Annotated in this window: 18 protein-coding genes; 10 read left to right on the forward strand and 8 right to left on the reverse strand. The window is 35.3% G+C overall.

Features of this window, described 5'->3' with window-relative positions:
- Position 1: 1 nt before the first annotated feature.
- The gene (gene rho / locus PVV63_RS00710; protein WP_015857121.1) at positions 2-1,267 is read right to left on the reverse strand and encodes a transcription termination factor Rho; all 1,266 of its coding nucleotides are present in this window, start codon (positions 1,265-1,267) and stop codon (positions 2-4) included.
- Between the two features lie 549 nt (positions 1,268-1,816).
- On the opposite strand from rho, the gene PVV63_RS00715 reads away from it, so the two are divergent.
- From PVV63_RS00715 to polA, 6 genes are all read left to right on the forward strand, one after another.
- Positions 1,817-2,656, forward strand: coding sequence for a pyruvate, water dikinase regulatory protein (locus PVV63_RS00715; RefSeq protein WP_273790174.1), 840 nt, complete (start codon positions 1,817-1,819; stop codon positions 2,654-2,656).
- Entirely contained in the window at positions 2,653-3,249 is a 597-nt protein-coding gene (locus PVV63_RS00720) for a Maf family nucleotide pyrophosphatase (RefSeq protein WP_273790175.1), read from the forward strand. Before PVV63_RS00715 ends, PVV63_RS00720 begins: the two co-directional genes overlap by 4 nt.
- Positions 3,242-4,114, forward strand: coding sequence for a shikimate dehydrogenase (locus tag PVV63_RS00725; protein ID WP_273790176.1), 873 nt, complete (start codon positions 3,242-3,244; stop codon positions 4,112-4,114). The genes PVV63_RS00720 and PVV63_RS00725 overlap by 8 nt, the downstream gene beginning before the upstream one ends.
- Entirely contained in the window at positions 4,111-4,695 is a 585-nt protein-coding gene (gene coaE, locus PVV63_RS00730; RefSeq protein WP_273790177.1) for a dephospho-CoA kinase, read from the forward strand. Before PVV63_RS00725 ends, coaE begins: the two co-directional genes overlap by 4 nt.
- 4 nt (positions 4,696-4,699) lie before the next feature.
- On the forward strand, positions 4,700-5,407 hold the full coding sequence (gene dnaQ / locus PVV63_RS00735; protein ID WP_273790178.1) for a DNA polymerase III subunit epsilon: 708 nt from the start codon (positions 4,700-4,702) through the stop codon (positions 5,405-5,407).
- Between the two features lie 299 nt (positions 5,408-5,706).
- Positions 5,707-8,616 carry a DNA polymerase I gene (polA, locus tag PVV63_RS00740; RefSeq protein WP_273790179.1) on the forward strand — a complete coding sequence of 970 codons (2,910 nt, stop codon included), beginning with the start codon at positions 5,707-5,709 and terminating at the stop codon, positions 8,614-8,616.
- Positions 8,617-8,621: 5 nt separating this feature from the next.
- Here polA and PVV63_RS00745 read toward each other — a convergent pair whose 3' ends face one another.
- The 7 genes from PVV63_RS00745 to ihfB form a co-directional block, all read right to left on the reverse strand.
- Positions 8,622-9,485: an endonuclease/exonuclease/phosphatase family protein gene (locus PVV63_RS00745; RefSeq protein ID WP_273790180.1), complete on the reverse strand. Its 864-nt coding sequence runs from the start codon at positions 9,483-9,485 to the stop codon at positions 8,622-8,624.
- Positions 9,486-9,597: 112 nt separating this feature from the next.
- Positions 9,598-10,371 carry a Bax inhibitor-1/YccA family protein gene (locus PVV63_RS00750; protein WP_273790181.1) on the reverse strand — a complete coding sequence of 258 codons (774 nt, stop codon included), beginning with the start codon at positions 10,369-10,371 and terminating at the stop codon, positions 9,598-9,600.
- Between the two features lie 1,119 nt (positions 10,372-11,490).
- A complete protein-coding gene (lspA, locus tag PVV63_RS00755; RefSeq protein WP_273790182.1) occupies positions 11,491-11,994 on the reverse strand; it encodes a signal peptidase II in 504 nt (167 codons plus the stop codon).
- The gene (locus PVV63_RS00760; RefSeq protein WP_273790183.1) at positions 11,984-12,838 is read right to left on the reverse strand and encodes an RNA methyltransferase; all 855 of its coding nucleotides are present in this window, start codon (positions 12,836-12,838) and stop codon (positions 11,984-11,986) included. The genes lspA and PVV63_RS00760 overlap by 11 nt, the downstream gene beginning before the upstream one ends.
- A gap of 2 nt (positions 12,839-12,840) precedes the next feature.
- Positions 12,841-13,773, reverse strand: coding sequence for a class I SAM-dependent methyltransferase (locus tag PVV63_RS00765; protein ID WP_273790184.1), 933 nt, complete (start codon positions 13,771-13,773; stop codon positions 12,841-12,843).
- Positions 13,774-13,946: 173 nt separating this feature from the next.
- On the reverse strand, positions 13,947-14,243 hold the full coding sequence (locus tag PVV63_RS00770; RefSeq protein ID WP_273790185.1) for a lipopolysaccharide assembly protein LapA domain-containing protein: 297 nt from the start codon (positions 14,241-14,243) through the stop codon (positions 13,947-13,949).
- Positions 14,244-14,250: 7 nt separating this feature from the next.
- Positions 14,251-14,529, reverse strand: a complete 279-nt coding sequence (ihfB, locus tag PVV63_RS00775) for an integration host factor subunit beta (protein WP_273790186.1) — start codon at positions 14,527-14,529, stop codon at positions 14,251-14,253.
- A 183-nt stretch (positions 14,530-14,712) separates the two neighbouring features.
- Between ihfB and lptC the strand changes: the two genes are divergently transcribed.
- The 4 genes from lptC (at position 14,713) to ptsN (ending at position 18,191) form a co-directional block, all read left to right on the forward strand.
- The gene (lptC, locus tag PVV63_RS00780) at positions 14,713-15,357 is read left to right on the forward strand and encodes an LPS export ABC transporter periplasmic protein LptC (RefSeq protein ID WP_273790187.1); all 645 of its coding nucleotides are present in this window, start codon (positions 14,713-14,715) and stop codon (positions 15,355-15,357) included.
- Between the two features lie 76 nt (positions 15,358-15,433).
- Positions 15,434-16,033 (forward strand): LptA/OstA family protein, encoded by a 600-nt coding sequence (locus PVV63_RS00785; RefSeq protein ID WP_273790188.1) that lies wholly within the window; start codon positions 15,434-15,436, stop codon positions 16,031-16,033.
- A gap of 6 nt (positions 16,034-16,039) precedes the next feature.
- Positions 16,040-16,834, forward strand: a complete 795-nt coding sequence (lptB, locus tag PVV63_RS00790; protein ID WP_273790190.1) for an LPS export ABC transporter ATP-binding protein — start codon at positions 16,040-16,042, stop codon at positions 16,832-16,834.
- Positions 16,835-17,726: 892 nt separating this feature from the next.
- The gene (gene ptsN / locus PVV63_RS00795; protein ID WP_273790191.1) at positions 17,727-18,191 is read left to right on the forward strand and encodes a PTS IIA-like nitrogen regulatory protein PtsN; all 465 of its coding nucleotides are present in this window, start codon (positions 17,727-17,729) and stop codon (positions 18,189-18,191) included.
- Positions 18,192-18,553: the final 362 nt, after the last annotated feature.

Raw genomic sequence — 18,553 nt, forward strand, 5'->3', positions numbered from 1 at the left:
TCTACGTATTCATTGAATCAAAAAATTCACTATTGTTTTTTGTTTGCTTTAATTTATCAATCAAAAATTCAATTGCATCTGTTACATTCATAGATGCTAAAATACGACGAAGAACAAAAATTTTATGTAAATCTTGTCGTTCTACCAGAAGTTCTTCCTTACGCGTTCCTGACTTTAAAATATCCATAGCAGGGAAAATACGCTTATCAGCAACTTTTCGATCAAGAACAATTTCCGAATTACCTGTTCCTTTAAATTCTTCAAAAATAACCTCATCCATACGACTTCCTGTATCAATCAAAGCCGTTGCAATAATGGTTAAAGATCCGCCTTCTTCAATATTACGTGCTGCACCAAAAAAACGTTTTGGACGCTGGAGAGCATTTGCATCCACACCACCTGTTAAAACTTTACCCGAAGAAGGAACAACTGTATTATATGCACGCCCAAGACGTGTAATAGAATCGAGAAGAATAACAACATCACGCCCATATTCAACGAGACGTTTGGCTTTTTCAATGACCATTTCTGCCACTTGTACGTGACGTATTGCTGGTTCATCAAAAGTAGAAGAAACCACTTCTCCTTTCACTGAACGCTGCATATCAGTAACTTCTTCTGGTCGTTCATCGATTAAAAGAACAATGAGATAACATTCAGGATGATTAGTGGTAATAGAATGAGCAATATTTTGAAGTAAAACTGTTTTTCCCGTCCGAGGAGGAGCTACAATTAACCCTCTTTGTCCTTTTCCCAATGGAGATATCAAATCAATCACGCGTGATGACATATCTTTCTCTGTAGGATCTTGTATTTCCATTTGGAAACGTTCATTTGAATAAAGAGGAGTAAGATTATCAAAGTGAATTTTATAACGAATCTTTTCAGGTTTTTCAAAATTAATTGTATTAATTTTAAGGAGAGCAAAATAACGTTCTCCCTCTTTTGGACTGCGTATAGGACCCTCAATTGTATCACCTGTCTTTAAAGAAAACGACTGTATTTGTGCAGGTGAAAGATAAATATCATCAGGACCAGGAAGATAATTAGCATCAGCAGATCTCAAGAATCCAAATCCGTCTTGTAAAACTTCAACAACACCCTCTCCTATAATTTCTACGTCTTGTAGAGCAAGTTTTTTCAAGATAGCAAACATTAATTCTTGTTTGCGCATAAGGGAGGCATTTTCAACTTCTAATGTTTCAGCAAAAGAAACAAGCTCAACGGGATTTTTGCTTTTAAGTTCTTGTAGTTTCATTTTTTGCATGAAATATGCTCTTTGTAATGGAGAAGATTGTTCTAAATAATTTATGGAAATTTATGAGTGAAATATTATTAAGAAAAAAATATTCTACACTCAATTTTTTTAATCTGCAAGTACCATTTATATGAAATTTATTCCTGTAATATTAAGTAATTATATGAAAAACTTGAAAAAATATAAAATCCAAATAGTATTTAATTATTTTAATAACAAAAATGTAAGTTAAATTTATAGCATTAATGAAATGCTATTCAAAAGTATTTTTACAGAAATTTATATTAATAAATTTATATTAAAGAAAGGATTATTCTTATTTATAACTGTGTTTAGTGTGGATTATTATTTATCCTCAATTTTATCCACAAAAGGAAGTTAAAAAAGAATAAAAATAACACTATCTTAAAGATATTATCCCCTCTTTTTTTATAAGAGGGATTAAATTATCACAAGCATTTAATTTGTGCATAAAAAAGGAGAATTTTTCCTAAATTTTAGTTTTATAAAAAACGGTGAAGATATATACACATATCTTAACAAGGAGTTAAAATTTTTGTGACAAAAGAAAAAAAATTCTTTCATTTACACATGCTTTCTGATGCAACGGGAGAAACATTAATCTCTGTTGGAAGAGCTGTAGCATCGCAATATGCAATGAGTCAGGCAACAGAGCATATCTATCCTATGATTCGTAATAGAATACAGTTACAAAAAGCTCTTGATGAAATACAACAAGAACCAGGTATTGTTCTTTACACAATGATTGATGAAGAATTTAAACTTCTCCTTCAAAAAATGTGTAAAAAAATAAAAGTTCCCTGTATTGATATATTACATCCTGTTTTAAATGCTTTTCAGTCTTACCTTGGAATGCCAACACATTTACGTGCGAGCGCACAACATGATCTTAATGCGGATTATTTTCGCCGTATTGAGGCACTGGATTTTACAATAGAGCATGATGATGGACAGTCTTCCAGTAGCTTATCCGAAGCAGATGTGATTCTTGTGGGAATTTCAAGAACCTCTAAAACGCCAACAAGTATCTATTTAGCAAATCGCGGAATAAAAACGGCTAATATTCCTCTTATTCCTAATATTGATTTGCCAGAATCCCTTTTAGAGGCAAAAAATTCTTTAATTATTGGTTTAATTGCTTCAGCTGAAAGAATCTCACATATCCGCCAAAATCGAGATTTGGGAGAAAGTTTTGCTCTTGATAATTATACAAATCGTATCAACATAGCTGAAGAATTAATCTATGCAAAACGCATTTGCGAACGTTTTGGTTGGCCTATTATTGATGTCACAAGACGTTCTATTGAAGAAACTGCTGCTGCAATATTTGAACTGTTATCACGATTTCGTGAAGGAAATGAGAGAAAATTCTCATGAACGCAGATACGTTAATATTAGCATCTCTTAGTTTTTATCGTGCAAAATTATTAAAAAAAGCAGGCTTAAATTTTTCCATTGAAGGAACTTCTTTTGATGAAAGAGAAGTAGAAAAAAAAGCAAAAGAAAAAACACCTAAAGAACTCTGTTGTTTTCTCGCGAGTGCAAAAGCAAAAAATGTTTCAGACCGTTTTCCTGATGCTTTCGTTATTGGTTGTGATCAAGTTCTTGATTTTGAAGGTCAAGTTTTTCACAAAGCAACAAATATTAAAGAAGCACATCAACGTTTATGTGAATTATCAGGAAAAACCCATTCTCTTCATAGTGCGGTAGCTTTATTTAAAAATGGTCAAAAAATTTGGGTTGAAGCTTTTAGTGCACATATGTCCGTCCGTTTACTCTCATCAGAATTTATTGAACGTTATTTAGCACGCGTAGGAAAAGATGTTTTAAACAGCGTGGGAGTATATCAAATTGAAGGAGAAGGAATTCATCTCTTTGAAAAAATTGAAGGAGATTTTTTTACCATTGTTGGTTTACCTTTACTGCCTCTACTCATAAAACTGCGTCACTTAGGAATTATTGATGGTTGACTTAACAATAAAAAAAACAAATTATCCGCGTGCTTTTGTTGTTGGTTCTCCAATTCATCATTCAAAATCGCCAAAAATTCACAATTTTTGGCTTAAACAATATGGTTTACAAGGAGAATATATTGCACAAGAAGTAACATCTGAAGAATTCAGTCATTTTATTGCGTCTTTACAAAAAATAGGCTTTTGTGGAGGAAATGTTACTTTACCTTATAAACAGGAAGCTTTTCGTTTAGCAGATTATAAAGATGAGAGAGCAACAATGATTGGTGCTGTTAATACACTTTGGTATGAAGGAGATAAGCTTTGTGCCACGAATAGTGATGCCTATGGTTTTAGCGCTAATCTTGATGATTTTGCATCTGATTGGGGAGGGGAAACAGCTCTTGTTTTTGGAGCAGGTGGTGCCGCACGCGCTATCATATATGCCTTAAAAAAACGCGGATTTGAACAGATTTATTTGATTAACCGTACAAAACAACGCGCTGATAATTTAGCTCAGCATTTTGGAAAAATCATTAAAGTTTACGATTGGCATAAAATCCATGAAATACTTCATCAAGCTGATTTGATTGTTAATACAACCTCTATTGGTATAAAAAATCCAGAAGAAAAAAGTGATTCTTTTTTTTGCGATTTTCATAAAGCAAAAAAAACGGCGTTAGTAACAGATATTATTTATACACCATTGATAACTCCTTTTTTACAACAGGCAAAGGCTTGTGATCTCAAGACGGTTGATGGACTTGGGATGCTTCTACATCAGGCTGTTATAGGGTTTGAACAGTGGTTTGGAATAAGACCACAGGTAACAAAAGCTTTACGGACAGCTATTTTAGAGGATATGAGTAAAAAAAGAGAATGAAGATCATAGGATTAACGGGATCAATTGCTATGGGAAAATCAACAGTTGCTGATTTTTTCAAGCAAGCGGGTATTTCTGTTTTTAGTGCTGATGAAGCAGTAAAACAGCTTTATAAAAGTGAGCCAGCTTTGTCATTCATAGAGCGTATTTTTCCTGGTGTTGTTGAAAACGGTGAAGTTAACCGTTTGAAACTTTCTGAAATTTTGATTGATGATAAAGAAAAATTACAAACATTAGAAAAAATAATTCATCCTTTAGTGCAAGAAAAAGAAAGGGAATTTATTGATATAGCGCGTGAACAAGGGAAAAAATTCGTTATTCTTGATATTCCACTTTTGTTTGAAAAAAATGGTGAAAGTCGTGTGGATAGCGTTATTGTTGTTTCTGCTCCACCAGAAATACAAAAAGAACGTGTCATGATTCGCCAAGGTATGAATGAGAAAAAATTTGCCTTTATCAATGCTCAACAAATGCCAGATGAAAAAAAACGAGAACGTGCTGATTTTATTATTGATACAGGGAAAGATTTAGAGAATACACGTCAACAGGTTTTTGATGTAATAAAAAAACTAAAGAATTGAAGTTATGCGGGAAATTATTTTTGATACAGAAACAACAGGTTTAGATAAAGAAAAAGATCGCATAATCGAAATTGGTTGTGTAGAAATGGTTGATCGTTATCTTACGGGGCGCCAATTTCATGTTTATTTAAACCCTGAAGGCGTTATTATTCCTGATGAAGTTGTAGCAATTCACGGATTAACCAATGAACGCCTAAAAAACGAGAAAAGTTTTAGTGATATTGTTGATGAGTTTTTAGAATTTATCAAAGACGCGACAATGATTGCGCATAATGCGAGTTTTGATATTGGTTTTATTAATGCAGAATTAAAACGTGTCAACAAACCGCTTATCAGTGTTGATAATATTCTTGATACACTGGCTATGGCGCGGCGTAAATTTCCTATGGGTCCTAATTCTCTTGATATTTTATGCAAACGTTTTGGAATTGATAACAGCCATCGTGTTCTTCATGGTGCTTTGCTTGATGCAGAGATTCTAGCCGATGTTTATATTGAGCTTATCGGTGGAAAACAAGGTGTATTGGGTTTTGATAACAGAAGGGGTGTTGATGAACATATCCAGAATGATAAAGATACATCTTATGCCGTTAAAATTCGCCCACAGGCTTTACCTTCAAGATTGAGTACGCAAGAAAAAAAGTTACATGCTGATTTTATCTACAAAATGGGTGAAAAAGCTCTGTGGAATAATTTCAAAATTCATGAATAACATCATCTTTTCTCTAAAAAAGTCACGATTGAAATTAAAGAATATCGATGTCAAAAAAAACGGTCGTTGTGGGGAGGGGAACACCACAACGACCCTGTCGCTACATCGTACCTCAGCTATCATAGGAGGAGCAAAATGAAAGCTATTAATCCTGTAACAGCAAAGAAAAGCTCTAGGTACTTAATATAAAGTGCAACGACTTCATGTCTTATGAAAAGAAAAAATGGCTTTTTAGAGGCAAAGTGAAAAAATATATAAGGACAAATTGTTTTTTTAGCTGAAATGGAGAAAAAATTGTAATGAAAGCAACAGATCATCTTTTTTTGGTTGACGGATCAGGCTATGTTTTTCGTGCTTATTATGCTTTGCCGCCTTTAAAACGTAAAAAGGATGGACTTCCTGTAGGAGCAGTAGCTGGTTTTTGCAATATGTTATGGAAATTACTATGTGATGCTCGTAATACAGCTACGGGTGTTGTTCCAACACATTTTGCTGTTATTTTTGATTATTCATCTGATACTTTTCGGAAACAAATTTATCCTGAATATAAAGCGAATCGCGCTGAACCTCCTGAAGATCTAATTCCTCAATTCGCGCTAATACGCCAAGCAACGAAGGCTTTTAATTTGCCTTGTATTGAAAAGGAAGGCTTTGAAGCGGATGATTTAATTGCTACCTATGCAAAATTTGCAACAAAGGTTGGGGCAAAAACAACCATTATTTCTTCTGATAAGGATCTTATGCAACTCGTAAATACGCATGTATCTTTGTATGATGGAATGAAAGATAAGCATATAGGTATCTCAGAAGTTATAGAAAAATGGGGTGTTGCGCCTGAAAAAATGATTGATTTACAAGCATTAATTGGAGATTCAACAGATAATGTACCGGGTATTCCAGGCATTGGTCCAAAAACTGCAGCTCAGTTATTAAATGAATTTGGTTCTCTTGATCTTTTATTGCAACGCGTAACAGAAATTAAACAAACAAAACGGCGTGAAAACATTCAAGCTTATAGAGAACAAGTTAAAATGTCTCGTGAACTTGTCAGGCTTAAAACAGATGTTCCTATAGATAATGATTTAGATGATTTTGTTTTGGAGCCACAAGATGGTCCACGTTTAATTGCTTTTTTGAAAGCGATGGAGTTTTCAACATTAACGCGTCGCGTGGCAGAGGCAACGTCATGCGATGCAGCTGTTATTGACGCACTTGATATAGATGTTGAATGGGAAAAACTAAGTCCCAGGCATGATTCTGAGATCAAGAATACTGAGCACGCATCTCTTCATAGTTTTTCTGAAAATTCTCCACAAGTTTTTGCACAAAAACGTAAAGATCAAGCGCTGACTCAAAAAATTACAAGAGCTGCTTATACAACAATTCTTGATGAGAAAATTTTAAAAGAGTGGTTATCACAAGCACAGGAGCAGGGTTTTTTCGCTTTTGATACTAAAACAACATCTCTTGATCCGATGCAAGCAAAGCTTGTTGGTTTTTCACTTGCATTACAGCCGGAAAAAGCAGCTTATATACCTCTTGAACATTTTGATGAAGGAGAAGAGGACCTTTTGAGGGGCGGGCGCATTACCTCACAGATTGAGGCCCGAAAAGCTTTAGCACTTTTAAAACCGATATTAGAAGATTCAGCGGTGTTAAAAATTGGTCATAATATAAAATATGATTGGTTGGTGATGAAGCAATACGACATTATGATAAGCTCTTTTGACGACACCATGCTTTTATCATATGCTTTTGATGCTGGAACTTTAACCCATAATATGGATGATTTGTCTGAACGTTGGCTTGAGCATAAACCAATTGCCTATAAAGATTTAACGCATAACGGAAAAAAAATTACTTCTTTTGCACAAGTAGATTTAAAACAAGCAACCCTTTATGCGGCGGAAGATGCTGATATAAAGCTACGCCTTTGGCAAGTATTGAAACCACAACTTGTTGCTCGTGGGATGACAAAAATTTATGAGCGTCTTGATCGACCCCTTGTAAAAGTTCTTGCAAGAATGGAAGAACGGGGGATTCTTATTGATAGGCAGATTTTATTGCGTCTTTCTGGAGAGTTGGCACAAGCTGCTTTGATTCTAGAAGAGGAAATTTATAAACAAGCTGATGAAAAGTTTAATATTGCTTCGCCAAAGCAATTAGGGGATATCCTTTTTGGCAAAATGGGATTGCCTGGAGGCGCCAAAACTAAGGGTGGACAATGGTCAACTTCTGCACAGACTTTAGAAGAGTTGGCTGCTGAAGGTCATATTTTACCGCGTAAAATTATTGAGTGGCGTCAACTTGCAAAGCTAAAATCTACCTATACAGATGCCTTGCCTTCTTATATTTTTTCAAAAACAGGGCGAGTTCACACGAATTATTCTTTGGCAATAACATCAACAGGTCGGTTATCATCATCAGAGCCAAATTTGCAAAATATTCCAGTGCGAACTGCTGAAGGACGTAAAATCCGAACAGCTTTTATTGCTCCCAAAGGACGTGTGTTACTTTCTGCTGATTATAGTCAAATTGAGTTGCGCATTCTTGCACATATTGCGGATATAAAAGCATTAAAAGAAGCTTTTGCTAAAGGGCATGATATTCACGCTATAACGGCATCACAAATGTTTGGTGTTGCGATAGAAGGAATGCATTCAGATATACGACGGCGTGCAAAAGCGATTAATTTTGGTATTATTTATGGTATTTCAGCTTTTGGATTAGCCAATCAATTGGGAATTTCACGCCAAGAAGCGGGTCGTTATATTCAACTGTATTTTGAAAGATTTCCAGGAATTAAAGATTATATGGAGAAGACCAAAATCTTTGCACGTGAAAATGGTTATGTAGAAACAATTTTTGGACGTCGTATCCATTATCCAGAAATAAAAGCAAAGAATGTAAAAATTCGTTCTCTTAATGAGCGGGCTGCTATCAATGCTCCAATTCAAGGTTCTGCGGCCGATATTATTCGCCGCGCTATGATACATATGGAAGATGCTTTAAAAGAAGAAAAACTATCAGCAAAAATGTTGCTGCAAGTGCATGATGAACTGATTTTTGAAGTACCAGAAGAAGAAAGTAAAAAAACCATGACTGTTGTTAAAAATGTTATGGAAAATGCTACAATACCGGTTCTATCTTTATCTGTACCGCTTGAAGTAAAAGTCATGACGGCTCAAAATTGGGATGAGGCACATTAATTTTTTTATTTATTTTTAAGAATGTTGATTGCGTTAGAAAGATTAAGATAGGCTTTGATAGGCAAATGATCTGAAGCAATGCGTGCAAGCGGTGAAAGATGATTTTCAATACTTGTTACCAATTGGTGGGGAAAAGAAAAAACTCTATCAAGGGCTAAAAAAGGAAAGCGAGAGGGAAAGCTTGGTACAACTTCAAAAGTGCTATCAAAATAGGGAGAAAAATGATTTAAAGATGAGCCTTTTCCCATCCGCCATTCATTAAAATCTCCTATAAGGAGTGTAGGCATAAGGGGGCGTTTTTGGAAAATTTCAAGGAGCATTTTTGTTTGTTGTTTACGAGAGTAACGTAATAAGCCAAAATGAGCCGCAATAATACGAATAGGGCCTGCTTCCATTTCCAACTCTACAACTACAGCCCCACGTGGTTCAATACTAGGAAGAGTGACTTGTAAAGTATCACGTACATATCCCTTTCGCAAAAAAAGAGCATTCCCATGCCAACCATGGCCATGAGGTGACATAGTATTAAGAGGTACAGGAATCAAACCGGTTTCAGCTTTTAATAGCTGAAGATTAATCAAACCAATGCGTTCCCCAAAACGTTTATCTGCTTCTTGAAGAGCAAGAATATCAACTTGTAATTCAGTAATAACACGGACAATTCTTGTAGGATTAAAAATTTTATCAACACCTACACATTTATGCACATTATAGGAAGCAACGGTCAGATCATAATTACTATTTTGATTGATGATGTTTGATTGATGATGAGAGCGGCTGTGAATTGCATTAAAAAGGGAGCTGTGGAGTTTTTGTTGGATAAAACCGGTAAACCAAGGGAATTTTTGCTTATAAGGTATTTTTGTCATTTTACGAAAAGAATAGTCCCTAAGAGGCCAAGGGTAAAGACTTACACTAAAAACAAAAGAACCTTGTCTCTTTTAGAAACAAGGTTCTTTAATTAAGTTATGATTTTTGCAATCAATCACGGTTTGAGCCAAGAAACTGTAGCAAGAAGACAAACATATTGATGAAATCAAGATAAAGATTCAACGCGCCCATAATAACTTTACGTCCTCTGGTATCGCTTTCATCTCCTTCATAATACATCAACTTAATGCTCTGGGTATCGTAGGCTGTTAAACCAGCAAAGATAAAAACACCAATCACAGAGATAGCAAACTGCAAAGCGCTTGATCCAAGAAAAATGTTCACAATCATGGAAAGAAACAAGCCGATCAATCCGATGAATAAGAAGGAACCGATTGCTGTGAGATCACGCTTTGTTGTGTATCCATAAAGTGAAAGAGCTCCAAAAGTTGCGGCGGAAATGACAAAGGTTTGCACAACACTTTCTGTCGTATAGCGCAAAACGATTGAAGACAGTGAAAGACCAACCAGAGCAGCATAACCAAAAAAGAGACTACGAGCAGCATTTGTGCTCAATGTATTAATTTTAAAACTGAGGAATAAGACTGCTATGAGTGGTGCAAACATAACAATATAAGAGAATGGCGATGTATAAAATGTTACTCCAAGTGGTGTTAGATAAACACTGCTATTGATTTGAGCTGCTGCTTGGCTCATATCTGTTGTCGTTGCTAATGATACAATTGCATAAGCGGCAGCAGCTGTAATAAGCAAACCAATGGCCATTGCATTGTAGACACCCAACATATAGTCGCGTAATCCCTGATCAATTGATGCATCGGCATGAGAAGCAGGTGCCGAACGTAAATCTTTAAAATTAGCCATAATATAAAATCCTTTAGCATATGTTCTGTCAGGTATAGGGCTTTAAAAGTGTCTCTGTCATTACACAGATAAGCTTGGTATAAGCCTTAATTGGGCAAATACAAAAACCCTTAAGAATCACTGACAGAATTCCAGCATATATGCTCTTATTATGGAGATTTATTTAAAAATTACAAGAGATTTATATGAAGAAGGAACCTTACAAATTGGTAAGGAAATAGTTCATTTTAATAAAAAATATTTCCATTTTTTGCCATATTTTTGCAAGATAAAAAGACTATACTTAAAAACTTTTCTATTTTCACAGAAACTATGTAATACAATCCCTTATAAAATATTCACTATTTTTGCGTTTATGAGAAGAGCGGCAAGTATCATCACACTATTTTTCAACTTCCAATATTGCATCTGTTTTGCACGGTTATAAGAGCTATCGAATTGGATTTTTATATAATATATTGATATGTAATGATAAATTGTCTTTTTGAATGCTAAATGATACTCTAAATATCGCAAGCTTCTCTGGTTTCAAATCTGTTTATATTAATCAAGATTATTAACTTGCTTGTGTCTTGCAAGAGACAGGGTTTTTATGGATTCAACATGAACAGATTCCAAATAAAAGAGATTTAGGCTATTAAGGGCTTTATTCAATATGAAAAAAGGTAATTTATATTTATAATCAATATGTTGCTTTAACAAGACACCATTGAAAATAGTTGAAAAAATGTTTTTTATTAAACAATATATAAAATAAAAAAGGAGAGTTTTTAAACGAAGCACTTAAGAAAAGCTCTGTAAAAGCGATATCTGTAAAAACTAAAAAACATACGAAAAGCAATTGTTCTAATTAAATAAATGGAACTTTAAATGCTGTGAAATATCTCCTCAAAAATTATGATGTAGGACACATGGATAAAAAATATTGATTTCTATTTGAGTTCATTTCTTTTGCACTAACTAAGTGTAGAAATGTGAAGTTGAAAAGAAAGTAAGATCTTATCGTCCCATGAAGAGAAACACGTGAAATGACGAGCAACAAGAATTGATTAAGAGAAATCAATGCGTAATCAGACTTGTGATGATCAAAGCTCTCTGTTTTCTAAGGCAATGAACATATCAATGAGGAGATGTACTATTGGAATGAGGCTTTGCTTTCATCCAAGTACGCAATTCTTCAATAAGGATGGCAATAACACCGAGAGTGATAAAACTATCTGCAAGGTTGAAAATAGCAAAATAAAAAATATCATCAATATGAAAAAGTATATAATCAGTGACATGATGAAAGCGAATACGATCAATGAGATTGCCGATGGCTCCTCCAATAATAAAAATAAGGCCAAAGCGCATTAAATACTTATTATATTCAGTATTTTTCCATAACCATAGAAGGAAGATAATCACAATGATCGTGATGGCGATGATTCCCCACTGAGAAAAGGAAGAAAAAAACGAAAATGCGATGCCAGAATTGCGCACATGATAAAGGGAAAGAAAAGGAATAAGCGAAATTTCTGTTCCTAAAGGCATATTGTGCATAACCCAGTATTTGACAGCTTGATCAAGTACTACTGTAAAAGCCAAGCCCAAGAGAAGAAAAGGGAGTGATTTACGAATCATGTTTTTCCTCACATGGTTCCAGTATTAAATAGGGGCGACGGATTTCATAAAGCATAACAGCTGTTGCTACAGCTAGATTAAGCGAGTCTGCTCGTCCGCTTTGTGGAATACGCGTAAGTTTATCACACCGATTCGTAAGAAGATCTGATAATCCCTGTTTTTCATTCCCCATTAAAAGGATAATAGGGCCATTTTTGAAGTCAAGTGTGCGATAATCCAGAGATCCTTTGAGGTGTGTTCCAACGATCATACCTTTAAAGTGAGAAGACCAGTTTAAAAAGGCGCTTTCATCAAAACGATAAAGTGGTACAGAGAAAATAGATCCCATGGTTGCACGGACCGTTTCAGGCGAGAAAGGGTCTGTTGTTTCACCAATTAAAATAACACCTTTAGCACCTACAGCATCAGCGGTTCGAATAATGGTACCAAGGTTTCCAGGATCACGCACACGATCAAGCGCGATGTAAACATCTTTAATCTGTCCTTTTATCATTTCAAAAGAGTGCCATTTTTGCTTGAAAATACCAATAACTGTTTGTGGGTTATCGCGTCGGGTAAGTGATTCCATAACTTTTTGTGAGGCTTTAATAACAAAACCACCGTTGGCTACAGCACGTGCGGCAGTATTTTCGATAGTAGCATTACCGATTTTACTTTTAGAAAAAATAAGCGTCTGTATTGTCCAGCCAAGATTGAGAGCATCAATGACCAATTTCAATCCTTCTGCCATGAAAAGACTTTCTCTATTACGGTTTTTCTTTTGGCTAAGTGCTTTAAGATCTTTTATGATGGGGTTGCTAAGAGAGGTAATTTCTTTCACTCTACCAGTTTTGGGTCTACACATATTCAAGCAATCCAACGGCTAAAAAGAGAAGTAGAAAGAGCACGTCCTGCAACTTCTTCACGCAAAATGAGTTCTCCTGATTCGACCGTACCACCAAGATTTACAAATGCATCACGCATTAAAGCATGAAGTGCAAAGAAGGAAGCACGAATAGAATAAGCTGTAAGGACAACAGAGAGCGGTTTATCAGAGAGAAGTTTACGACAATTTGTGATCATGGCGGGTAAATGATCAAACAGTTGCCAAATTTCACCATGGGGTCCACGCCCATAAGCAGGGGGATCAAGAAGAATCATATCATAGCTTTTTTTACGACGCAGTTCACGCTCGACAAATTTCATAGCATCATCGCAAATCCAGCGAATAGAATGATCTGGTAATCCTGCTCTTTCTTGATTAGCTTTTGCCCACGCAATGGCTTTTTTAGAAGCATCAACATGGGTAACATTCGCACCCGCTCGTGCTCCAATCAAAGAGGCAATACCTGTATAGCCAAAAAGATTCAACAATTTTATAGGGCGTTTGGCTTGAACAATTTGTTCTTCCATAGAGCGCCAATGGGCATCTTGTTCAGGAAAAACCCCCACATGACGAAAGGAAGTAAAACGGCCTAGAAAAGACAATCCATTCCAAGCAAGAGCCCATGTTTCATCAAGTGGCTTTTTAGGAAAATGCCAACGCCCAACCCCTTCTTCATCAAGGTTTCCTGTGAAAATAGCATCAACATCAGCCCATTGTTGTTGAGGTAAAGCGGGTTTCCATAGTGCTTGACCTTCTGGTCGAATAATGCGGTAAGTTCCATAACGTTCTAATTTTTGTCCATGACCAGAATCAATGAGAGCATAGTTTTCGCTTATACCCGTTTCTAAAATAAGGGGCAACTTTTCCTGCGGATATCTATTGTTATGGGAGGATTGAAAGTATTGTGCGGGCATGTTTTGTATCACGGTATATGAGGTATAAAAAGATATTATAAAGCTCTTAAATGTTTCGTAAAAGTGCAAAAAAGCTAAAGTCAATTAAAACATGTATAAAAAAAGAAAAAGAGCACTTTTAACTCTGTACTGAATATAAAATACTAAAGAGAAAAGATTTCATTTAAATACCATTACACCAGATTTGTGATAGATGTTTTCAATTTTTCAATCTCGGCTTTACTTTTTTTGAGAGCTTTTTTGTATTTGTGATAGGAAAACCAACTTATCAGATTTCCTAATAAAATACCAAAACCAAAGAAAATAAAGAGCCATATAAAGAGGGGAGCATGATAAGTAAAACTTTCAGGATTTGCTCGAAAAGGATCAAGGGTTAACGGAACCATTTGACGATTAGCCACGATAAAAACAATCAAAACCGCTGCGAGAATCACACCGATACTTGTTAGAAGAATACGTTTAATTATCATAAGTTTCTCACTGATTAAGACGGTCGCGTAAATCCTTGCCAGTTTTAAAAAAAGGAATCCACTTTTCTTCAACAGAAACAGCTTCACCTGTTCGTGGATTACGTCCATTACGGGCTGAACGGCTTTTTACAGAAAAAGCTCCAAATCCACGAAGTTCAACGCGATTGCCATTTGCAAGTGCTGTTGCAATTTCCTCAAAAATAGCGTTTACAATATTCTCCACATCCCGTTGAAAAAGATGCGGGTTATGACGAGCGATAATTTGCACAAGCTCTGATTTTACCACAATAGCCTCACTTTCACACAAAAAAATTTTGTAATTGTGCACTCCATGCATATTACAATATATAAACGGATAAAAGCAAAATAAAATCAAGAAAAAACAAATTGCAAGAAACAAAATTTGAAAATACCTTCTATAAAGGTTATACAGATTAAAAATGCGGAGTATTTAAGAGATCAGGAGAGTATGTCCGTACACAATCATTATGAAGCCTTTTCAACGCAATCATCTTGTGGAGATGTTTTAAAAAAAGCATCCCGTCATTCGCGTCGCATTAGCATATTAAAAATCTTTTTACCTCTCTTAGCGTTGATTTCAGCGCTGGTTTTTTGCTGGTTTACGTTTTTCTTGGTTCCCATTACTTCTGATTCTATGCCTTTGAACAATGGAGAAAGTGGCGTGATGAATTTGACGATGCTCAATCCAAAATTAGAAGGGTATACGCGTGCTCATGAACCTTATTGGCTTAAAGCAGAAAAGGCATTTCAAGACCATACACACGCTGGAATGATTGGGTTGCAAAACATTACAGCTAGAGCATTTATGGGCCAACAAAGACAGATTTTTCTCGCAGCACAAGGGGGGGTTTACGATAACATTAATGGTTTTTTACAGTTGGACAAGCCATTCACCATTACGACGAATGATGGGATGATGGTACAATTTATGTCAGCTAGTATTAACTTATCCGAGGGACAGTTAAAAACAGATCAACGTGTTAATATTCAGCAAGCCGGTTTTCATCTTGCCGCAAACGCCTTACAAATTCGAGAAAAAGGAAAAAACATGTATTTCCATGGTGGAGTGCATTTAGTGCTTCAAAAGCAATAACGCAATATCAATACAAATCTTTAAAGGATATTTATAAAGAGAAGTATGTGTATATACAAACAAAAGAATTGAAATAATGAAATCGTACAAAAGATGGATAGGTGTGATGTTGGCTTTTAGCATGGGAATGTTAGGAGGAGGAGCAGTTTTAGGATATGCTGAAGTGGCCCATTTTGGAATAAGTCTATCAAGCGATAAAGAACCGGTAGAACTTCATGCAGATTCTTTGGAAATACGTGATAAAGAAGGGATAGCGCTTTTTAAGGGTGATGTTTCAGTGGTGCAAGGTGAACGTCTTTTAAGAACGGCAGAATTAGTTGTTTACTACGATAAAGCATATAAAGAAATTGATAAAACTCAGGAAAATACAAAGGTATCATCTGTTTCTTTATTTGGTTCGTCGAGTATACAAAAAATGGAAGCTTTAGGAAAAGTTTATATAAAAATTGCTACGCAAGTTGCTACGGGTGATAAAGGCGTTTTTGATGGAAAGTCAAAAATGATGAGTTTGACAGGGAATCATGTTGTGTTAACTGATGGTGACAATGTGGCAACGGGGTGCAAACTAACGGCAAATATGGAAAGCGGAAAGGCTTTTTTAGAAGGTTGTGAGACACCTAAGAAAAAAGGTCGTGTTTCTATTATTTTAAAACAAAATCAAAAGAATGGTCATTAAGATTTCATGTTTGGAATCAAAATAAAAAAACAGACCGATAGGTATAATCTTGAAAGTGAAGCTTCAAAAAACCCCTTAAAAGGGACCTTGATTGCCAGTAATTTGATTAAAGTTTATCGAGGAAGACGAACTGTTAATGGTGTTTCTTTTGGCATTCGTACGGGAGAAGCCGTTGGCATTTTAGGACCCAATGGGGCAGGTAAAACAACTTGTTTTTATATGGTTACGGGGCTTATAAAATCTGATGGAGGATCCATTAAAATTGATGGATTTGATATTACGCATCTTCCGATGTATCGACGTGCGCGTTTAGGTATTGGATATCTTCCACAGGAAGCGTCTATTTTTCGTGGTCTTTCAGTAGAAAATAACATTAAAGCTGTTTTAGAGGTCGTTGAAAAAGATCGCCTTAAACAGCGTGAAGAGTTAGATAGCCTTTTACATGAATTTAAAATTGATCATTTACGTAAAATGTCTGCACTTTCGTTATCTGGAGGTGAACGTCGGCGACTTGAAATTGCGCGCGCTTTAGCTTCTCGTCCCCATTTTATGTTACTTGATGAACCATTTGCAGGAATTGATCCTATCGCTATTTTCGATATTCAACAACTTATTCGTCATTTAACGAAGCGTGGCATTGGTGTTTTAATAACGGATCATAATGTGCGTGAGACATTAGGGCTTGTCGATCGCGCTTATATTATTCATACAGGGCGGGTGTTAGTTCACGGTTGTCCTAACGATATTATCAACAACGTTGATGTACGCAGAATTTATTTAGGAAATCAGTTTTCTCTTTGATTTTACAGCTTTCACGAGTTTCCATTTAAGTTTAACCAAACATTATTACTGAAAATCTCCTTATTTATGCCAAAACTTCTTTTATGACTATAACCTTAGAATGTTTTTATTGAGTGGTGAAAAAAGCTTCATCATTAAAGAGTTAGTTTGTTTTTTTATAAGTTTAGCTTACTCATGATTGTATCATAGAAAAGATATCACTAGATTAACGTGATAATGAGTGATAAATGAAACTCTCAATAAATGCGTGTGTTATTGAAAGGTAAGAGATGTTTATCATATTTTTCTCTGTAATATATCGATGATGCTGGTTTAGGTATTTTAATAGGAGCGCCGGTTATTCAATAGGAGTTGTCGTATTTTATTGGTTTATATGGCCCTATTAAAAAATAGGAGCTTGACTACAGATATCAGGCTAAATCTATAAATCTTTTAAAATAACCATTAAATCTCTAAAAACCTTTATATTCTTGTTATAAGGCGGTATTCAAGCTATACAGTAATTTTCAAAGTAAAGGTCCATTTTGCTCAGTATGCTTTTCATTTTAATTTAAGGGATCATTTTTAAGAAAATGAAAAACTCTGATAGCGAATTATACATCAATTCTTATGACAAGTTTAATAAATTTATGAATAATGACCTTTTCTAGAGTCGTAAGGAAATTAACTTTATGAACAACTTCATTTCTTTGTTTTCTCATGCCGTTAATGAGGAGCTAAATACTATTTATTGTTGTGTTAAAAGTGATATGACATGTATTGAGTTATCATCCGTTATAAATTGAAAAATAAAAACACATGCGATGTTGCGAAAAGTGAAAGAACATTAAGTATCTATACCGTTTATAGGTTTATTGATGAGCATTTGAGCGTGTAAGAGGAAAATTAAAGTATGAATTTGAGTGAGTTAATAGCACCGGAAGCGATCATTCCGGCTCTTAAGGCTAATTCGAAAAAACAAGTTCTACAAATTTTAGCCGAAAAGGCTTCTAAGCTGACAGGTCTTAGTGAGCATGTAATTTTTGATGTTGTTTTGCAACGCGAGAAGCTTGGTTCAACGGGTTTGGGTGGTGGTATTGCGATTCCTCATGGGAAATTACCTGATATTGATCGGATTGTTGGTATATTTGCACGTCTTGAAAGTCCTGTTGATTTTGAAGCTCTCGATGACGAACCTATAGATCTCGTTTTTCTCCTTTTGGCACCTGAAAATGCTGGTGCAGATCACTTAAAAGCTTTATCTCAGATTGCACGTGTTTTGCGCCATGCTGATGTTGTGCAAAAGTTGCGCAATACGCATAATGCCAATGCGCTTTATGCTTTATTGATTCAAACTTCAGAATCAAATGCAGCTTAAAAGGTATTATGAGCGTATAAATTGCGAGGTATGCACCACAGAGCGTAGGAAATAATATAATTTGCATCTTAAGACTAATAACAAAAGGTTATGTCATGAGATTTAAAAAAAATCATTTCTAAGTGAACCTTCTTTTTAAAGAGCAAGCAACAAAAACGAAGGAGTTGTCCTTTCTTGTTCTCGTATATTAAAGCACCTAATTATTATGTTCATGGATTCTTTTATCCTATTATACTATAAAAACACTATCATTTGAGGTGTGGTGAGATAAATTCTGGAAATCTTCTTGATATATTAAGTGCTTTTAGAGTGCGTGGTAAATATTTTTAAGCAGGATTTGTCTGTAGAGCCTTTAGTTAAGT

Source organism: Bartonella sp. CM31XJBT, from assembly GCF_028618555.1.
GTDB lineage: Bacteria > Pseudomonadota > Alphaproteobacteria > Rhizobiales > Rhizobiaceae > Bartonella.